Consider the following 16,691-nt stretch of genomic DNA (forward strand, 5'->3'; position numbering starts at 1 on the left):
GCGCTTTAACTGAGGGACAGAAGTTGGGCGTTCCCCCCCACAGCAGCCGTATTGGTACTGATCACCTGCTCTTCAAGCAGGAACTCTGGGCGAAGCGTTTCTTCATCTGCCAGATAAACTGTTGGAATCGGCTGTTTAGGATTAGCCAGAAGATCACGCACAATGTCCCACAAAACGGGGCTATCCGTCTCGGCAACAATCACCGAACAACCTGCAATATCGCCCTTATGACGCACCGGCGTGATATGCTCACGCAGCACATCTGACATGGTATCCAGAGACTTCATCACCTCAGGCGTGCTCAAGAACGCCACATCATTATTACAGCTCACCGCGTAACTAATGATGCGTTTCAAGCCGGCTTCTGTGTCCGCCAACGCCAAGACACGCCCGCGCGGCTTCAGAGAATAAACGTTGCTTTCACCCACTGGGGACGGCAGCTCCAAAACGCGATCCAGCAGGCCATGCTCCATCCATGGAATAATTGCTTCTGTCAGCGCGTGATCTTCCACGCCCAACCACATCAACCAAGACAGCGCAATATCAGGCAACTCTGCTCCCGGAATCGCCAAAGGTGTCATCGGAGCTTCAGCAAGCTGACGACGCACCGCCAACGGCCCACCAGCCTTTGGCCCTGTGCCGGACAAGCCACGCCCACCAAAAGGCTGCACGCCGACAATCGCCCCAACAATGTTGCGATTCACATAAACATTGCCCACTTCAACACGCTCAACGAGCTGGTTGATGGTAGAAGCAACACGACTATGCACACCAAAGGTCAAACCGTAACCGCTCTCATTGATCTCATCAATCAAGCCATCCAGCCCACGGCGAGGATAACGCAGAACGTGCAGAACAGGGCCAAACACCTCTTGTCCCAGATCCTCAACCGTATGCACTTCAACGAGAGTCGGTGCCACAAAACTACCCTGCTGCGCTTCGTCCGTCATAGGGGCCTCATAGACCGGGAAATGCTTCTCCCGGAGCGCCTCCACATGGGCTTCAATACCTGACTTAGCTTGTTCGCTAATCACAGGGCCAACATCTGTTTCCAGACGCGCTGGCGCGCCAACGCGTAGTTCCGCCATAGCCCCTTTCAGCAGAGAAATCACACGATCAGCCGCTTCCTCTTGCACACACAGCAAACGCAATGCGGAGCAGCGCTGGCCTGCACTATCAAAAGCAGAAGTTACGATGTCCGTCACCACCTGCTCTGGCAGCGCTGACGAATCCACGATCATGGCATTCAAACCGCCTGTTTCTGCCACCAACGGCACTGGCTGTCCATTACGACCCAACCGTCCAGCAAGCTGACGCGCAATAGCCTGCGCCACGGCTGTTGACCCGGTGAACATGACCCCAGCAACACGCTCATCAGCCACCAAGGCCGCCCCAACATCCCCTTCTCCAGGAAGATATTGCAGCACGTCTTTAGGCACACCAGCCTCGTGCATGGCTTCCACCGCCATCATCGCAATCAATGGCGTTTCTTCAGCAGGTTTAGCCAAAACGGTATTACCCGCCGCCAACGCTGCAGAAATCTGGCCCAAGAAGATCGCCAGCGGGAAGTTCCATGGGCTAATGCACACCACCGGCCCTAATGGACGGTGTGTCTCATTATCGAACTCACGACGAATCTGTGCCGCATAATACCGCAAGAAATCCACGGCCTCACGCAACTCAGCCACGGCATTCGGGTAGGACTTACCCGCTTCGCGCACGGCCATCCCTAAGAAAGCAATATCTTTCTGCTCTAAAAGATCGGAGGCACGTTCTAAAATGCTCGCACGTTCTTCTGGTGTTTTGGCAGCCCACGTAGGGAAAGCCGCTTCCGCATTTTCTACGGCATGCGGCACATCGCTAATAGTTGCATTCTGCACCGTACCGACCTGGTCTTGGCGGTTGGCTGGGTTGAAAACAGGCTGAATCTCAGATTGCGGTTTACGCCCTGGGATCATCGCCTCAGCATAGATCTGCTCTGGCAACTTGAGCAGCGATTCCCGGAAGCTCGTCAGAACATTTTCATCAGAGAAATCCATCCCTGTTGAATTACGGCGCTCTTCACCAAACATATCTTTTGGTTGCGCAATTTCAGAGTGCCCAACCCCAACAGGGCTGAATGTACGCGTGATCGCTACGGGGTCTTCCACAAGCTTCTCAAGCTCAACAGACGAATCCCCTAGCAGGTTAATGAAGGACGAGTTCGCCCCATTTTCCAACAAGCGACGCACCAAATAAGCCAACAACGTGTCATACGTGCCCACAGGCGCATAAATACGGCATGGACGGTTGAGCTTATGTGGGCCAACGACCTCTTCATACAGCCCTTCTCCCATGCCATGCAGGCACTGAAATTCATACTGCCCGGGGAAGAAATCATCCCCCTGCATCGCGTAAATAGACGCTACCGTTCGCGCGTTATGTGTCGCAAATTGTGGGAAGACAGCATCCGTCGCATTCATCAATTTACGCGCACAAGCGATATAGCTGACATCGGTATGACTTTTACGCGTAAAGAGCGTGAAGTCACTCACCCCGTCAATTTGTGCTTTTTTAAGTTCGCTATCCCAATAAGCGCCCTTCACAAGACGAACCATAATGCGATGGTTCGTTTCGCGTGCCAGATCAATCACATAATCCAGCACCGCTGGGGCACGACGGCTATATGCCTGCACCACAAGGCCAATCCCATCCCAGTTCGCCAGGTCAGGGTCGCGGCATAGAGCCTCTAGAATATCCAGCGACAGCTCAAGCCGTTCGCTTTCCTCAGCATCAATATTCAGACCGATATTGTAGTGCTTCGCCCGCACGGCCAGCTGCTTAACCGTCGGCAGCAGCTCTGTCATGACCCGCTTATATTGGGAACGATAATAGCGTGGATGCAGCGCTGAAAGCTTAATCGACAAGCCGGGGCGTTCATGCATGCCCTCACCCGTAGCCCCACGGCCAATCTCTTCAAGCGCGTGATGATACGCGGCCTGATACGCTTCGCAGTCTGGCTTATCTAAGGCAGCTTCACCCAGCATATCGTAAGAATAGGTAAAGCCTTCAGCCTCACGCGTGCGTGCGCCTTTAAGGGCTTTCTCGATGGTTTCACCCAGAACAAACTGGCCGCCCATCATCTGCATCGCCACTTGCATGGCCTGACGTACAACAGGCTCACCATGACGTTTCATCATGGACTGCACCACACCCATACGATGGTCTGGCGCAATGATCTTCCCGGTAAGAGCGAGCCCCCAAGAAGCCGCATTAATCACCACACCTTGCCCACGTCCTGCATGAGAAAGCCAATCACCAACACTAATCTGGTCGCTAATCAGCGCATCACGCGTCGCTTTATCAGGTGTACGCAACAAAGCCTCGGCCATGCTCATCAACGCCACACCTTCATCAGAGGCAAGGCTAAACTCTTGGACTAAGCTTTCCACAAGACCGGGACGACGATTTTCACGCAATGCATGCGCCAACTCCAACGAGACTGAAGAGGCAATCGCTTCTTCTTTCTCGTTTAGTTCCGCATCAGGAAGGAGGGCGGTTACGCACTCCTCTTCTAAACATCGCGTCTTATGAGTAATGGCTTGGCGCAACGTTGAACGCTGCGGAACGAGCTCAAAATGTTCTGAAAAATACGCCATAACCACTACCTCAGAAATTTCGTAACAAAAACATCCCGATCTATTTCGGAAAATTACTCCAACACCCAATCCACCACGGATTCGCAGAGCTGTCCATCACCTTTCGTTAAAAAATGGACACCCATTTTTATATCGAAATATGAGGCTCAACCTTGCACTCTATGTCTAGTGGAATGGAGACAAAACACCGCTTCTAAAACGGTAGAAAAAAGAAAACCCGCTACCCAGAGCCCAGACGCCAAGACGCAGGTTCCTGCGCACTGAGCTCCTGCCATCGTCGCATCAGAGCATGCTCTCGCCATTGCTGGCACCATGCGATGACATCAGGAGAGAAAAAGGGTTCAAGCCCATATTGGACAATACGCAGGGCAATTGGGGCATACATGCAGTCTGCCACCCCGGGATGCGCACCAAAAAGATACGGTGTCGCCTCACCGCTGCGTGTCAGAGCATGTGTGAGAACGGTATTGAGAAAAGATAAATCCTTCTCAAGCGCTCCTTGCTGTTCTTCTGACAGACCTTCTGGCCGTGCAGGCTCACGCTCCATATTCATCGGGCAAAGCTGCCGTATCGCTCGGAAACCAGCAGCCATTTGCGCACTCACACTCCATGCATGAGCACGTGCCAAGCGGTCTTGCGGCCATAAAGAGGGGGTTATTTCTGCGCAATAAGCACAAATGGCCAAGCTTTCCCAAACCTGAGCGCCATCATGTTCAAGATAGGGGACAAGACGGTTAGGCGACCGTTGATGAATCGCCACCGTACGACCGCCCCCCTTCAAAGGGATTACCTCTTCTTCAACGTCCAGCCCTGCCAGACGCACAGCAAGCCATCCCCTCAATGACCATGAGGAGTAACGACGCGACCCAAGAAGCAACAGACCGGCCATCTAATGTTAGCGTCCCTTTGCTAGAATGAACCCACCTCCTAGAACGCGTTCCCCATCGTACAACACGCAGGCTTGACCCGGAGCCGCAAGGGCTGGGTCGTCCAACAGGACTTCGGCCTGTGCCTGTCCGACAGGCTTTACACGGGCGAGCCGCAAAGATTCTCGCGCCCTAAGCTGAACCCCACAAAACACGCCTTCAGGGGGCGCGTCAATTAGCCAATTCATATCACGTAGAACTATTTTGCAATGCTCGTCACCGATCCCTAGTTGACTCCGTGGCCCAACAACGATTCGCCGGTTCTTCACATCTATGTGAGTGACAACCTGACGCTCCCCTGTTTGGGTGTGAATATCCCCTAAACGACGGCTTTGCCCCACCGTATAGCGCGCCACCCCTTCATGCCGGCCCAACACACGACCTTCGGCATCAACAATATCGCCGGGGCCTTCAATTTCAGGCCGCATCTTCTCAACCAATGACGCGTAAGAGCCATTCGTAACAAAACAAATATCCTGACTGTCACGTTTGGACGCGACATCAAGCCCTAACTCTTCTGCTAAAGCACGCACATGATCTTTATCGGGCATCTCACCGAGCGGGAAGCGCAGATACTCAAGCTGCTCACGCGTTGTCGCAAAGAGAAACCACGTCTGGTCACGGTCACGATCCACCGGGCGGTGCATCTCCACCCCATCAGGCCCCTCAAGACGGCGCACATAATGCCCCGTGGCCATCGCTTCACAGCCGAGGTCACGCGCTAGCCCCAACAGATCTGTAAATTTCACGCCTTGATTGCACGCAACACAGGGGACGGGTGTCTCGCCGCGTGCATACGAATCCGCAAAACTATCAATCACACTTTCACGAAAACGGCTTTCCGCATCAATCACATAGTGCGGAAAGCCCATCCGGTCAGCCACCGCGCGGGCGTCCATAATATCACGCCCAGCGCAGCATGCTCCGGGACGCGCTGGGCCATTATGCTCATAGAGTTGGAGCGTTGCCCCGATCACCTCATGGCCTTGCCGTTTCAGCAGCGCCGCAACAACAGAGCTATCAACCCCACCAGACATCGCCACAAGGATACGCATAAAGCTCTCTTAGCTCCCTTTTGGTAGAGAAACGACGAGCCCATCCAGCTCGTCTTTCATCACGATCTGGCAGCCAAGGCGCGATGTTGGCTGAAGCCCAAAAGCGAGATCCAGCATATCTTCTTCATCTTCTGTCGCGTCGCTTAGCTTATCTGCCCAGGCAGGATCCACCACAACATGACACGTTGCGCAGGCAAGTGAGCCTTCACAGGCCCCTTCCAAATCAATGTCATGTTCATGAGCGATTTCCAGAACGGAAAGGCCATTTTTGGCCTCAACCTCACGTCGTGTCCCGTCACGTTCAACAAAAACCATCTTTGGCATAACACACTCTCTATGATGTCAATTACAGGCGTCGCTGTGCGCATTTTTCATCCAGCACAGCGCTAAGCTGGGCCACCACACAGTCGATATCGTCCCCCGAGGTAAAGCGTCCGACCGACAGGCGCAAGCTCCGCCGCGCTTCTGCCTCAGAAAAGCCCATGGATTCAAGTACATATGACGGTGCTCCAGACAAAGCCGAGCATGCAGACCCTGTCGAACAAGCTATATCAGGCAAAGAGTCCATCACCTCTTGCGCCCAACACCCCTCTGGAAGGCACAGATGAGCCACTCCCGGCAAACGCGGCGCGCCCTCCCCTGTGATGCGCACCTCTGGATGGCGCGCTTGTATGCCTGCTACCAATCTATCTCGTAACATTTTGATGGAGGCAACCTCCTGCTCACGTCCTTGCATAGCACGCTGTACCGCCTCGCCCATCCCCACAATAAGAGGCACGGGCGCTGTCCCTGACCGCAACCCGCGCTCCTGCCCCCCACCGGATAAGAGAGGCTGGAGGCGTACCCGTGGGCGATGGCGCACATAAAGCGCTCCAACCCCTTTGGGGCCATAAAGTTTATGAGCTGAAAAAGACGCAAGATCGACCTGTGTCAGATCAACCGGAATTTTCCCCAAGGCCTGAGCCATATCCACATGCAACAGCGCCCCCGCTTCTTTCACCATGGGCGCTAAGGTTGCGAGGTCATGCAGCACACCCGTTTCATTATTAGCCGCCATGATGCTGACCAGAAGCGGCGGCGTCTTCAACGCGTGGCGCAAGGCCTGTGAAGAAAGGCGCCCATCACGCTCCACAGGGAGAATGACCGGCTCGTACCCTTCATCCTCCAAAGCACGCACACTCTCCAGCACGCATTTATGTTCTGTCGCCACAGTGATAACCCTGCGGCGTTTATCTCCATGCTGGCGCAAAAAACGCACCGCCCCCTTGATGGCTAAATTATTCGATTCCGTTGCCCCTGAAGTGAACACAATCTCCCGGTGTCGCACCCCAAGAGCTTCTGCGATCTGCTCACGCGCGGCTTCCACCGCCTGTTCCGCACGGCGACCAGCCTCGTGCAAACTGCCCGCATTACCGTAAAAACGCCCAAACCAGGGTTCCATCACGGCAAAAACAGCCGGGTCACACGGCGTTGTCGCTAAATTATCCAGATAGATCACGACAGATAGCCCCCTTACGCGTTCATAAGTCCCGAAACACACAACCCTGTGCAAAAGAATATAAGAACTCTCTGCTTTCGCGCCAAAATCGTCTTACGGCCCCCATCCAACGGAGGCAGCTGCATGACCTGCCTGTACAGTGCCGAAGCTCATCGTCTATTTAGCATCCGCTTAACAGGGACTGTAAGCGTGCCTCTAAAGACCCTGCCATGACCGCAAGATCGCCGCCAAAGAGATGTATCAGCCCGCTCATTGAAAACGGATAGGCCCCACTATTCTCCCATCACGACGACGGCACAATAAGGCGCAGCATAGCGTCGTCATGCCCTATTTCTTCAACCGCTGTGCCATGCGCCCATACGCTTCACCGAAAGCTTGAACATGCGCCTCTTCCACATTCCAAGGCAATGAAATACGCAATGCCTGCCCAGCGCGTTCCCCCAGACCCATCGCCTGCAACACATGAGAGGCCGCAACCTTTCCCGAGGAGCAGGCCGACCCAGCTGACACACAAAAACCCTCAAGATCGAGCATCATAAGCTGTGTTTGTGCCGCCACACCGGGCAGAACAACACTCAGCGTATTGGGCAAACAAGGGACGTCAGCAGCAACGCAGAGCCCACCGACCTGTTGTACCGTCTCCGCCAAAGCATCACGCCATGCCGCTATAGGGGCCCAATCCTGCGCTTGGCTCGCTTCCAACGCAGCCGTCATGCCCATAATAGCCGGCAGAGCGGGCGTTCCACCACGCCGCCCGCGCTCTTGCCCTCCACCAGGGAGGAGAGGCGATAAGGGCGCATCTTCAGCCAACACCAACGCCCCCGCCCCTTTTGGGCCGCCCATCTTATGGCCTGACAGCGCCACGCTCGCCCCCGCTAGAGCAGGCACATCAAAGGACAAACGCGCAGCACTTTGCACAGCATCCACATGCAACAGCGCGCCATGCTCTCGACATAAAGCAGCAATATCATTCAGCGGAGCACAGACACCCGTTTCATTATTAGCCGCCATGACACACACCAAAGCGGGGTCGCCTTCTTCCAAAAGTTGCGCCAGAACCTCCAGCTGAATAAGGCCGTGCTCATCAACAGGAATAATGGTCGCTTCGGGAGCTGCTTTTCGAATGGCATCATGTTCCGTAGCCCCAATCAACACACGCCGCCCTTGGGCATGACCAAAAGCGTACACCGCCAGCGTGTCTGCTTCCGTCCCACCAGAGGTGAAAACGCAACAATCAGCCTCTCGCTGCAAAAAACGGGCGATCTGTTTGCGACAACCCTCCAATAAGGCCCGCGCTTGTCGGCCATCATGATGCACCGAGGCCGGATTGCCGACTTGGTCGAGCCCACGCAAGACCGCCTCACGCGCTTGGGGGCGAAGGGGTTCGGTCGCGTTAGCATCCAAATAAATTGCAGAAGAGAAGGACTGTGTCATGCATGAACCTCAAACGGAGAAAGCGCCTCTACCAGTGCTAAGGGCACTCTTTAGCGCCTTTGAGCCCCCATCGACATATAGGGTGCGACATAAAAGCTTCATAAAAGAGTCGATTTTGCTAGAAATTGGCCCTCAAGAGTCGATATACAACGCCACTATATGTTCTGGGAGTGGTTCTGACATCTCTCCCCCTCATTATCCTCAGACCCGACAGGTCTCCTGTGGGGTTGTTTTATCTGTCATACGCTCTGGCGGCCACTTCGGCGGTGGAAGGCAGAGCGCACCATAAGACGAGAGACGCATGCCTGAAGTGATGTTTGCTGGCCCTGATGGGCGGCTCGAAGGTCATTACCATCATTCTGACAATCCGAATGCCCCGTTGGCGCTGGTGTTACACCCTCACCCGTTGCATGGCGGCACGATGAATAATCGCATCACCTATACGATGTATCGCCGCTTCCAAGAAATGGGCTTTTCAGTCATGCGCTATAACTCGCGTGGGGTTGGCCGCTCTCAGGGACGTTATGATGGTGGGATTGGTGAAATCTCTGATGCCGCCGCCGCTCTGGACTGGATGCAAATGGTTAATCCTAACTCGACCGAGATCTGGATTGGCGGTTACTCCTTTGGTGCTTTTGTCGGTATGCAGCTTCTGATGCGCCGCCCTGAGATCCGTGGCTGGATCAGCGTGGCTCCGCCCGCAAATGATTATGATTTCGGCTTTCTTGCTCCCTGCCCCTGCAGCGGACTCATGATTGCCGGCGGGAAAGACACGATGGCCCCTGAAAGCGGTATCCGTAAGCTGGTTGAAAAGCTCAACACGCAGAAGAATGTGGATGTGGACTATCGTATCTTAGAGCAGGCTGACCACATCTTCTCCCAACAAGCGAATCAGATTGCTGATGCGCTGGAAGACCACGTAGTCACCCGCCAGACGTCTCTCTTCGCCGCTCCTGCTGAAGCTGCCGGCTAACCTGACAGAACGAAAGACAGCCTCATGTCCCAAAGTCCAACGCTCAAAAGCCCCTTCCTCCAAGAGGCCCAAGCGCGTGGCATGATCTTTCAGTGCACGGACCTTGAGGGGCTAGATGCACGCATGCAGGAAGGGCCCATCACGGCCTATATCGGTTTTGACCCTACAGCCGACTCCCTGCATGTCGGCAGTGCACTGCCCATTATGCTGTTGCGTCTGCTCCAAAAGCACGGCCATCGCCCGATCGCCCTCGTGGGTGGAGGCACAGCGAAAATTGGTGATCCGTCCTTCCGCGATGAAGCACGCTCTTTAATGACCGCAGACACCATCGCCCGTAATCTGAAGGGAATTGAGGGGTCGCTACGGCAGTTCTTGGATTTTTCCAACGAACAATGCCGCCTCGTTAACAATGCGGACTGGCTTGATAAACTTTCTTACATCGACCTTCTCCAAGATGTCGGTGTGCAGTTCTCTGTCAGCCGTATGCTCTCTTTTGAGAGTGTGAAGCAACGGCTTGAGCGTGAGCAAGGGCTGACATTCTTGGAGTTTAATTACTCCATTTTGCAATCCTATGATTTCCGTGAACTGTACCGTCGTCATGGCGCTGTGTTGCAGATGGGCGGGTCAGACCAATGGGGCAATATTGTCTCAGGGATCGAACTCGGGCGACGCACCGATAGCGCCCGCCTTTTTGGCCTCACCACACCACTGATTACGACGGCCTCCGGTGCAAAAATGGGGAAATCTGCCAGTGGAGCACGATGGCTCAGTGCTGAAAAACTCCCCGTCTTCGACTATTGGCAGTTCTGGCGAAACACAGAAGATGCGGATGTCGGGCGGTTCCTCAAGCTCTTTACCGACTTGCCCGTGGAGGAATGTGAACGCCTCGGTGCCCTTGAAGGGGCTGCCATCAACGATGCTAAGAAAATCCTCGCAACAGAAGCAACAGCGATCTGCCACGGACGTGCCGCCGCAGAAGACGCTGCAGAAGCCGCACGAAAAGTTTTCGAGCAAGGGGCCACACAAGCCGCTCTGCCTGAAAAAGAACTCCCCGCCTCTTTGTTCCATGAAGGGCTCCCAGCCTTCAAGCTCTTTGCGGAGGCAGGATTAGCCAAAAGTGGTGGTGAGGCACGGCGTCTCATTCGCGGTGGCGGCGCTCGGCTCAATGACGTCGTTATTCAAGACGAGAACCAGATCGTCACTCAAGAAGACGCTCATGAAGGGAAAATCAAGCTCTCTTCTGGGCGCAAAAAACATCTGCTGGTTACGCCAACATAATAACAGATTTTAGGGCTTATTTACTCATAAGCCCTAAAATTTCTTTGGCGTTACACGACCCTTGGGATAATGGTCACAGGATTCGCGAGCGTATCATGAATAGGTGAGTGTTCCGGTAACGCACGTACCAACTCTTCCACTTGTTCTTTTGTAAGCCCCTCCCCTGTTACATGAATGTCGGCATGAATTGCCTGTGCCCCCTTCCTAACCGTAGGGTCTAAACCGAGGAAACCACGCAAATCCAGATCGAACGACAACTTAAGCTCAATGCCGGACAGCTCCCACCCTCGTTGAGCGGCCTGCGTTGTCAGCACAACAGTGTAACATCCTGCTAATCCCATCAGAATATATTCAGCAGGACTAACCCCTGTATCGTGCCCCAGCAACGCATGAGGTTCGTCGCCTTTTAAAGTAAAGCGCCCTGCACGACTACTATCCACATTTCTACCTTGCACAAGGGGCCCTGTTACACCTTGCACCGCAATACCCCCTTGCGCTGTCCCTTTTAAGGTGAAGGTAACACGACCGAGTTCCGGTGTTGCTGAGACCGCCCGCGTTGCCTCTTGCAAAGCATTATTATCAACATATGGGCGTGCTGACTGCGTCATGATGGTCTCTCCATAATATATCAGTGATAACTGCCTACCTATTAGTAGGTAGTTATTCTTAAAAACATCCCTTTAAATTTAAATAATTTTTTAATTTTAGCGCAGAAATATACTGAGGTTCTAAAAGAAAAAAACAGAAAAATTAAGAATATTAACTTTTAAAGATAGATTGATGACGTTATTTTAAATATATTTATGTGAAAAGAATGTAATTCTAGGCTCTGTTCTTTATTAAAAGAATGAAATTCCTCATTATCTGTTCGATAGGCGAAGCTTTGTGTATGGCAAACTGATCAGCCGTAAGGATCACGCACTGGGCATGGTTTTGCTTGATGGCACAATAATCCATACCTATTACAAGGCGGCCGGGAGTGCTTAAAAGGGAAATACTATCAAGATCATGAAGCCCTTGGCCGGTTAAGGCAAAGGCTTTGGCTCCGAGGTCTGTGTAACCACTGATGGACGCAGCAGAAGCACTATCCTTCACACTTTCCCCCCGGATAGGCTCACCAACTGCCATGTGCTTAGGCTCTACTTGCTGATCTACCTCGCTCGCCGATGTATGTCGTCTACAACCGTTGAGGAGAACCTCACACAAATCCCATGAAAATCCCTGGAACCCTGGGACTTGACCCACCATCCGGCCACACCAAGATAAGCCTGAAGTTACGTGCCCAAAATGAGCCTATAGACACCGCCATCTGGTTGAAAACTTATGAGAAAATCTCAAGGAATGAAAGGCTGGCGCAACCCGATATGAAACGACCGCACCGTCTTTCCTCTCTGTTATCCTCATCACAGGGTTTTTCTCTCACCAAAACATGTCAGCACTGGACGTCATTGATACTTCCCGTGCAATCCCATGACCTTCGCTCGTTTTATGCCTTCTGAACAAAGATTTTCACAATTTCATTAAACGTACTATCGAAAATATCTGCATTCTCAATAGCACGCGCGACCACACTCGCCCCTTCACACATGGTAAAAATTGTCAAAGCAGCACACGCCGGATCACACGATGACACAATATCACCGACCTCACGCCCTTGCTGCACAATACGCGTCAACCAGTTGATTTGAATTTCGAAATATATCTTAGCCTTTTTCTTAATACTATCCGGTAAATTAGCCATATCCACTGACAATACACAGCAGAGTGGCAATCTTTTTTCTTGATACCCTTCAGAAAATAGGAGCATATACGCTCTCAATCTCTCAACAATATAATTCGACGATTCTTCAACATCTTCAAAATATTTTTGAGTATCTTCTATCGCCCGCTGGACAACAAGCTCACCCAATCGTTCCTTTGTGGAGAAATGATGATGAATGCTTGCTTTACGGATACCCACTTTTTCAGCCAAATCAGCGTAGCTAAATGCTGAGTATCCGCGGCCTTTCATAAACAAAGCCGCTTCCCGTAAAAGTTTTTCTTTCGTTGGCATCATAGGACTATCTATTAGTAGGTGGAAAACGAAACTACAACTCTCTCCCGACAAAGGTTTTCTCAACTAACAAACCTACTGTTGCGCTAGTAAATCACATTTTCTGTTTCGGCCCCGCTAAAATCTGCACCATGCGCGTAAGAACGTGCTCTTCCTCATAACAAGAGCATGCACGTTTTCGAGAAGTCTGCCCCATCTGCTGACACTCTTGAGGATGATAGATCATCCAAGCAATCGCTCGTGCAAGAGCCAGGGAATCTCCTGCAGGGACAAGCCAGCCTGTCTCCCCTGTTACAATCTGCTCTTGCGGGCCGGGAATATCACTCGCAACGACAGGAAGGCCGCACAACATAGCCTCAACAATCACCATCGGCAGCCCCTCAAAGAAACTCGGGAGCACAAAAAGATCTGCCGCCTGCATAAAGCACACCACATCATCCCGCGCACCGAATACACGCAATCGAGATCCCAACGTCTGTTGCGCTGCCGCTAAAATACAGGCCATATCGTCCCCATGATCGCTCGGCAATCGCTCCCCCACGAGCCATAACTCTGCTTGAGGCACTATAGCCATAGCTTGAAGCAGCTCAGGCAACCCTTTATGGCGTACCAAACGCGCAACCATCAGCACGATAAAACGATCCTCAGGCACATTAAGCCTGTCACGAAAAGCTTTTCTGACCTGACGGTCAGGCCGGTACTGTGTCGAAGGCCGCCCATTCCCTACAGCTATAGGGCAACGATGAAAACCTAACTGCCGGGCGGCTTGAGCATCACTATGAGAGACCGTCATGTAGCGGTCTGTCACCCGCCCTGCGCACCACTCCACCAACACCCCTAAGCAGACGCGCCATAGCGGCCCCGGTTGACGGTACAGAAAACCATGCCCTGTATAAGCAATCACCGGCACACCACATGCCCATGCAACAAGGCGAGCTAATACACCGCTAATAGGCATATGCGCATGAACAAGATCGGGCTTTTCTAGGCGTATCAAGTGCCACAGTGCCTTCACTGCACGTATCTGTGCTCTCGGCGACAATGAGCGGGCCATCGGCACCGTATGGACGGTAAACCCTTCATGCCGCACAGCCTCAATATCAGGCCCATCAGCACAAACGCCGTGCACCTCATGTCCTTCAGCCCGCAAAGCCCTCATAAGCGGGAGAAGAAACCGCTTTAACGCGAAATCGACATTCGTGATTTCAAGTATCTTCACGCGGGTACGCGCTCCAGCATCCACGAGACTTTCTGCTGACGTTTATGAGGCTTGTCGTCCGTCTGCACATCGCGCCCACCACGTGAGGCAATCACAATTTGACGGCTGGGCTCTGGATGCCCGCGGCCTAGATAGACGTCGTCGCCAACCGACAACATCCCACCTGCTTGGCAAAAACGCCAAATCTCCTCGCCAGCATGAAGAATAATATCGCACTCTTCCTGCACAACACGCACGTCCGGGTGCACATGAAAACGCACGATAAAACGCACATCACGTTCCCCCTCTATAATATCGCACCCACGCAAATCTTCACCATTTTGGCCGAGGTAAAGCTGCCGAGACCAAGTTGCGCCAAGGGAAGGATAGTACCCATTATGAGAGAGATCGAGCCAATGCGCCTCATCGTTACTCCGATGCTGGCACTCGACCTGCGATGGACGACGTGACACATGCCCATCTCGGCCAAAATCGGACGATGAAAGATCATCAGCGACCAACACATTATGCGCTGCACTCTCTCGCATCGCCTGTTTCCAAGCGCCACCTAAAGAAGCGCCACAATTCACGAGAAGACGATGACAATGATGGGAAAACTCAAACGATAACGTACCTGCATGCGCGTCTCGATCATGACCAAGAGACGGTGGAGGAGCGGCATCAACAAAGAGCAAGGACTGCCCTAACGTCAGGCGTATAAAACCGCCCATTGAGACAGAGGACGCAATCACTTTATATCGTTCTGCTCGCTCCAACACACGCGCGAGATCATCCTCTGTGCGCTCAGTCGCTCCATTGAACACCGCTAAGCACCCATCACCATGACAAAAAGCGCGTAATACAGGACAGATTCGTGCGAGCGTTGTTGACATCAACGGTGGCACAGGCAGCTGCAATGCATTAAACATCGCAATCATGCTCGACAGCTCTTGCACAGCCTGAAACTGTGCTTCCGGACTGCGATCGGCCACAACACCATCAGCACCGATGAGACGCTCAAGCTCGTGTGGAAAATAACGCTGGTAGCGTAGGAAAAAACCCTCTTGGTCTGGCACAGCCATAAACGCCGCTAAAAGCCCTCGCAGCGCCAAAAGTCCTCGCCATCCATGAGGGGGAAGCGGTAATAACGCCGCTAAAACACGGCCATCTCGCCGTATGACCTCCATAACCTGTTTTTGAAGCACATCTTTTGCGGTGAGCAAGCAAAACTCATAATGCCCCAGCCAACTCGCCAGACGTTGCCCCAAGACCGGGGCTTCTTGGGCAATCGGGTCATGAGGTGTATGGGCAATCCATGAAGCAATCAGCGTGCGTGCTGTAAGCCGCGCTTCGTTACTACCCAGCGCCTGCAAGTCACGCAGCCAGACAAAACTATAAACCCAACGCTTCACGTCCGCGGGCCATGGCTCCGCCCACGTTGTACGGGCTGGCAGACGATAGGAACGCCCATCAAAAACAAAGTGACCATTGGCAAGCCTGATGCCTTGCTCAATATCCCCCTGCCCCGTGTCTCGATAAAGAAACACAGGGTAAACCGACGCCTTCCGGCGTAACGGCACATGCGCAAAAGCGACCTTCAGGCGGCGCCAACAATCACTCCAAAACATCAGGGCACGGCAGAAACCGACGCTTGCTCAAGGGCTGCAATCGCAGCGGCTCGGTCTTCTTTTCCAAAGATGGAAGACCCTGCCACCAACATTGTCGCCCCGGCTTCTGTCACGCGTGGTGTTGTCGTGGCATCAATCCCACCATCCACACCAAGGACGATATCCCGCCCGCTTTGAGCAATCATCTTTGACAGCGTCCGCACCTTAGGCACCTGGCTGTCGAGGAACTTCTGTCCACCAAAGCCCGGATTCACGGTCATGACCAAAATAATATCAACAAGATCCATCACATAAGACAGAGCCTCTGGCGGTGTGGCCGGGCAGATCGCAACACCAGCTTTACAGCCAAGCGCATGAATCGTTTGCAGCGTACGGTGAAGATGGGGATTGCCCTCCACATGCACTGTAATATGGTCAACACCGGCTTTAGCCGTAGCCTCTAACAAAGGGTCCACCGGCTCTACCATTAAATGTGCATCAAACTTTGCCGGGCTATGAGGGCGTAATGCTTTGATAACAGGCATACCAAAAGAAATATTGGGGACGAAATGCCCATCCATCACATCAAGATGAATCCAAGGAGCAGAGGACACATCCTGCATTTCATGCCGTAAATTTGAGAAGTCCGCAGCAAGAAGGCTTGGGGCAATAATTGGCATGTATCCTCCATGATGTCACAATAGGGGGTAATTATGTCCTCAATATTGGCAACCACAGCCCCTCTTGCAAGAGACTTTACCATGAAGACCCTCAGCATATCGTTAAAAGAGTAATCCCCATTTCTAAATGCGAATAGCCCCTTTCTTTTCTTAATAAGAGCCCTTCTCTTCAACGATAGACAGACCAGAGACTTTTCTTTATTCTTACTCCTCATCCGAGGGGCGTCCCATATCAATGGGGCTGAGACGGTACGAACCCGAACCCTTTGAACCTGATCCGGCTCATACCGGCGAAGGGACAGGAAAACAGCACGCGCCTGATAAGAAACCACAGGCTGCTTCCCCTGAACT

13 protein-coding genes and 1 riboswitch are annotated in these 16,691 nt (G+C 52.9%); of the genes, 2 read left to right on the forward strand and 11 right to left on the reverse strand.

The window, feature by feature from the left end; all coding sequences use genetic code 11:
* Positions 1 to 5 precede the first annotated feature (5 nt).
* The 6 genes from putA to GS535_RS09280 all read right to left on the reverse strand — a co-directional run bounded on the left by putA (position 6) and on the right by GS535_RS09280 (position 8,551).
* Positions 6 to 3,638, reverse strand: a complete 3,633-nt coding sequence (gene putA / locus GS535_RS09255) for a bifunctional proline dehydrogenase/L-glutamate gamma-semialdehyde dehydrogenase PutA (protein WP_160792425.1) — start codon at positions 3,636 to 3,638, stop codon at positions 6 to 8.
* Positions 3,639 to 3,858: 220 nt separating this feature from the next.
* Entirely contained in the window at positions 3,859 to 4,527 is a 669-nt protein-coding gene (locus GS535_RS09260; RefSeq protein WP_160792426.1) for a glutathione S-transferase family protein, read from the reverse strand.
* 6 nt (positions 4,528 to 4,533) lie between these two features.
* Positions 4,534 to 5,619: a tRNA 2-thiouridine(34) synthase MnmA gene (gene mnmA / locus GS535_RS09265; protein WP_160792427.1), complete on the reverse strand. Its 1,086-nt coding sequence runs from the start codon at positions 5,617 to 5,619 to the stop codon at positions 4,534 to 4,536.
* A 9-nt stretch (positions 5,620 to 5,628) separates the two neighbouring features.
* Complete coding sequence (locus GS535_RS09270; RefSeq protein ID WP_018980698.1) at positions 5,629 to 5,943, reverse strand: ferredoxin family 2Fe-2S iron-sulfur cluster binding protein; 315 nt, start codon at positions 5,941 to 5,943, stop codon at positions 5,629 to 5,631.
* Positions 5,944 to 5,965: 22 nt separating this feature from the next.
* A complete protein-coding gene (locus tag GS535_RS09275; protein WP_160792428.1) occupies positions 5,966 to 7,117 on the reverse strand; it encodes a cysteine desulfurase family protein in 1,152 nt (383 codons plus the stop codon).
* A gap of 327 nt (positions 7,118 to 7,444) precedes the next feature.
* Complete coding sequence (locus tag GS535_RS09280; protein ID WP_160792429.1) at positions 7,445 to 8,551, reverse strand: cysteine desulfurase family protein; 1,107 nt, start codon at positions 8,549 to 8,551, stop codon at positions 7,445 to 7,447.
* Positions 8,552 to 8,852: 301 nt separating this feature from the next.
* Between GS535_RS09280 and GS535_RS09285 the strand changes: the two genes are divergently transcribed.
* Complete coding sequence (locus GS535_RS09285) at positions 8,853 to 9,524, forward strand: alpha/beta hydrolase (RefSeq protein ID WP_160792430.1); 672 nt, start codon at positions 8,853 to 8,855, stop codon at positions 9,522 to 9,524.
* A gap of 24 nt (positions 9,525 to 9,548) precedes the next feature.
* Positions 9,549 to 10,802 carry a tyrosine--tRNA ligase gene (tyrS, locus tag GS535_RS09290; protein WP_160792431.1) on the forward strand — a complete coding sequence of 418 codons (1,254 nt, stop codon included), beginning with the start codon at positions 9,549 to 9,551 and terminating at the stop codon, positions 10,800 to 10,802.
* A 50-nt stretch (positions 10,803 to 10,852) separates the two neighbouring features.
* Here tyrS and GS535_RS09295 read toward each other — a convergent pair whose 3' ends face one another.
* The 5 genes from GS535_RS09295 to rpe all read right to left on the reverse strand — a co-directional run bounded on the left by GS535_RS09295 (position 10,853) and on the right by rpe (position 16,340).
* Complete coding sequence (locus GS535_RS09295) at positions 10,853 to 11,410, reverse strand: OsmC family protein (RefSeq protein WP_160792432.1); 558 nt, start codon at positions 11,408 to 11,410, stop codon at positions 10,853 to 10,855.
* Between the two features lie 878 nt (positions 11,411 to 12,288).
* Entirely contained in the window at positions 12,289 to 12,858 is a 570-nt protein-coding gene (locus GS535_RS09300; RefSeq protein ID WP_160792433.1) for a TetR/AcrR family transcriptional regulator, read from the reverse strand.
* 91 nt (positions 12,859 to 12,949) lie between these two features.
* On the reverse strand, positions 12,950 to 14,074 hold the full coding sequence (locus tag GS535_RS09305) for a glycosyltransferase family 4 protein (RefSeq protein WP_160792434.1): 1,125 nt from the start codon (positions 14,072 to 14,074) through the stop codon (positions 12,950 to 12,952).
* A complete protein-coding gene (locus tag GS535_RS09310) occupies positions 14,071 to 15,600 on the reverse strand; it encodes a heparinase II/III family protein (RefSeq protein WP_370518179.1) in 1,530 nt (509 codons plus the stop codon). The genes GS535_RS09305 and GS535_RS09310 overlap by 4 nt, the downstream gene beginning before the upstream one ends.
* Positions 15,601 to 15,680: 80 nt before the next feature.
* Positions 15,681 to 16,340, reverse strand: a complete 660-nt coding sequence (rpe, locus tag GS535_RS09315; RefSeq protein ID WP_160792436.1) for a ribulose-phosphate 3-epimerase — start codon at positions 16,338 to 16,340, stop codon at positions 15,681 to 15,683.
* Positions 16,341 to 16,548: 208 nt separating this feature from the next.
* A riboswitch (TPP riboswitch) is annotated at positions 16,549 to 16,657 on the forward strand.
* Positions 16,658 to 16,691 lie beyond the last annotated feature (34 nt).

The sequence above is a fragment of the Saccharibacter sp. EH611 genome (genome assembly GCF_009834765.1).
GTDB lineage: Bacteria > Pseudomonadota > Alphaproteobacteria > Acetobacterales > Acetobacteraceae > Saccharibacter.

Excerpts from the sequence above, each read along its gene's own strand:
- putA (WP_160792425.1), bottom strand. The coding sequence starts at position 3,638 with ATGGCGTATTTTTCAGAACATTTTGAGCTCGTTCCGCAGCGTTCAACG.
- GS535_RS09260 (WP_160792426.1), bottom strand. The coding sequence starts at position 4,527 with ATGGCCGGTCTGTTGCTTCTTGGGTCGCGTCGTTACTCCTCATGGTCA.
- mnmA (WP_160792427.1), bottom strand. The coding sequence starts at position 5,619 with ATGCGTATCCTTGTGGCGATGTCTGGTGGGGTTGATAGCTCTGTTGTT.
- GS535_RS09270 (WP_018980698.1), bottom strand. The coding sequence starts at position 5,943 with ATGCCAAAGATGGTTTTTGTTGAACGTGACGGGACACGACGTGAGGTT.
- GS535_RS09280 (WP_160792429.1), bottom strand. The coding sequence starts at position 8,551 with ATGACACAGTCCTTCTCTTCTGCAATTTATTTGGATGCTAACGCGACC.
- GS535_RS09285 (WP_160792430.1), top strand. The coding sequence starts at position 8,853 with ATGCCTGAAGTGATGTTTGCTGGCCCTGATGGGCGGCTCGAAGGTCAT.
- tyrS (WP_160792431.1), top strand. The coding sequence starts at position 9,549 with ATGTCCCAAAGTCCAACGCTCAAAAGCCCCTTCCTCCAAGAGGCCCAA.
- GS535_RS09295 (WP_160792432.1), bottom strand. The coding sequence starts at position 11,410 with ATGACGCAGTCAGCACGCCCATATGTTGATAATAATGCTTTGCAAGAG.
- GS535_RS09300 (WP_160792433.1), bottom strand. The coding sequence starts at position 12,858 with ATGATGCCAACGAAAGAAAAACTTTTACGGGAAGCGGCTTTGTTTATG.
- rpe (WP_160792436.1), bottom strand. The coding sequence starts at position 16,340 with ATGCCAATTATTGCCCCAAGCCTTCTTGCTGCGGACTTCTCAAATTTA.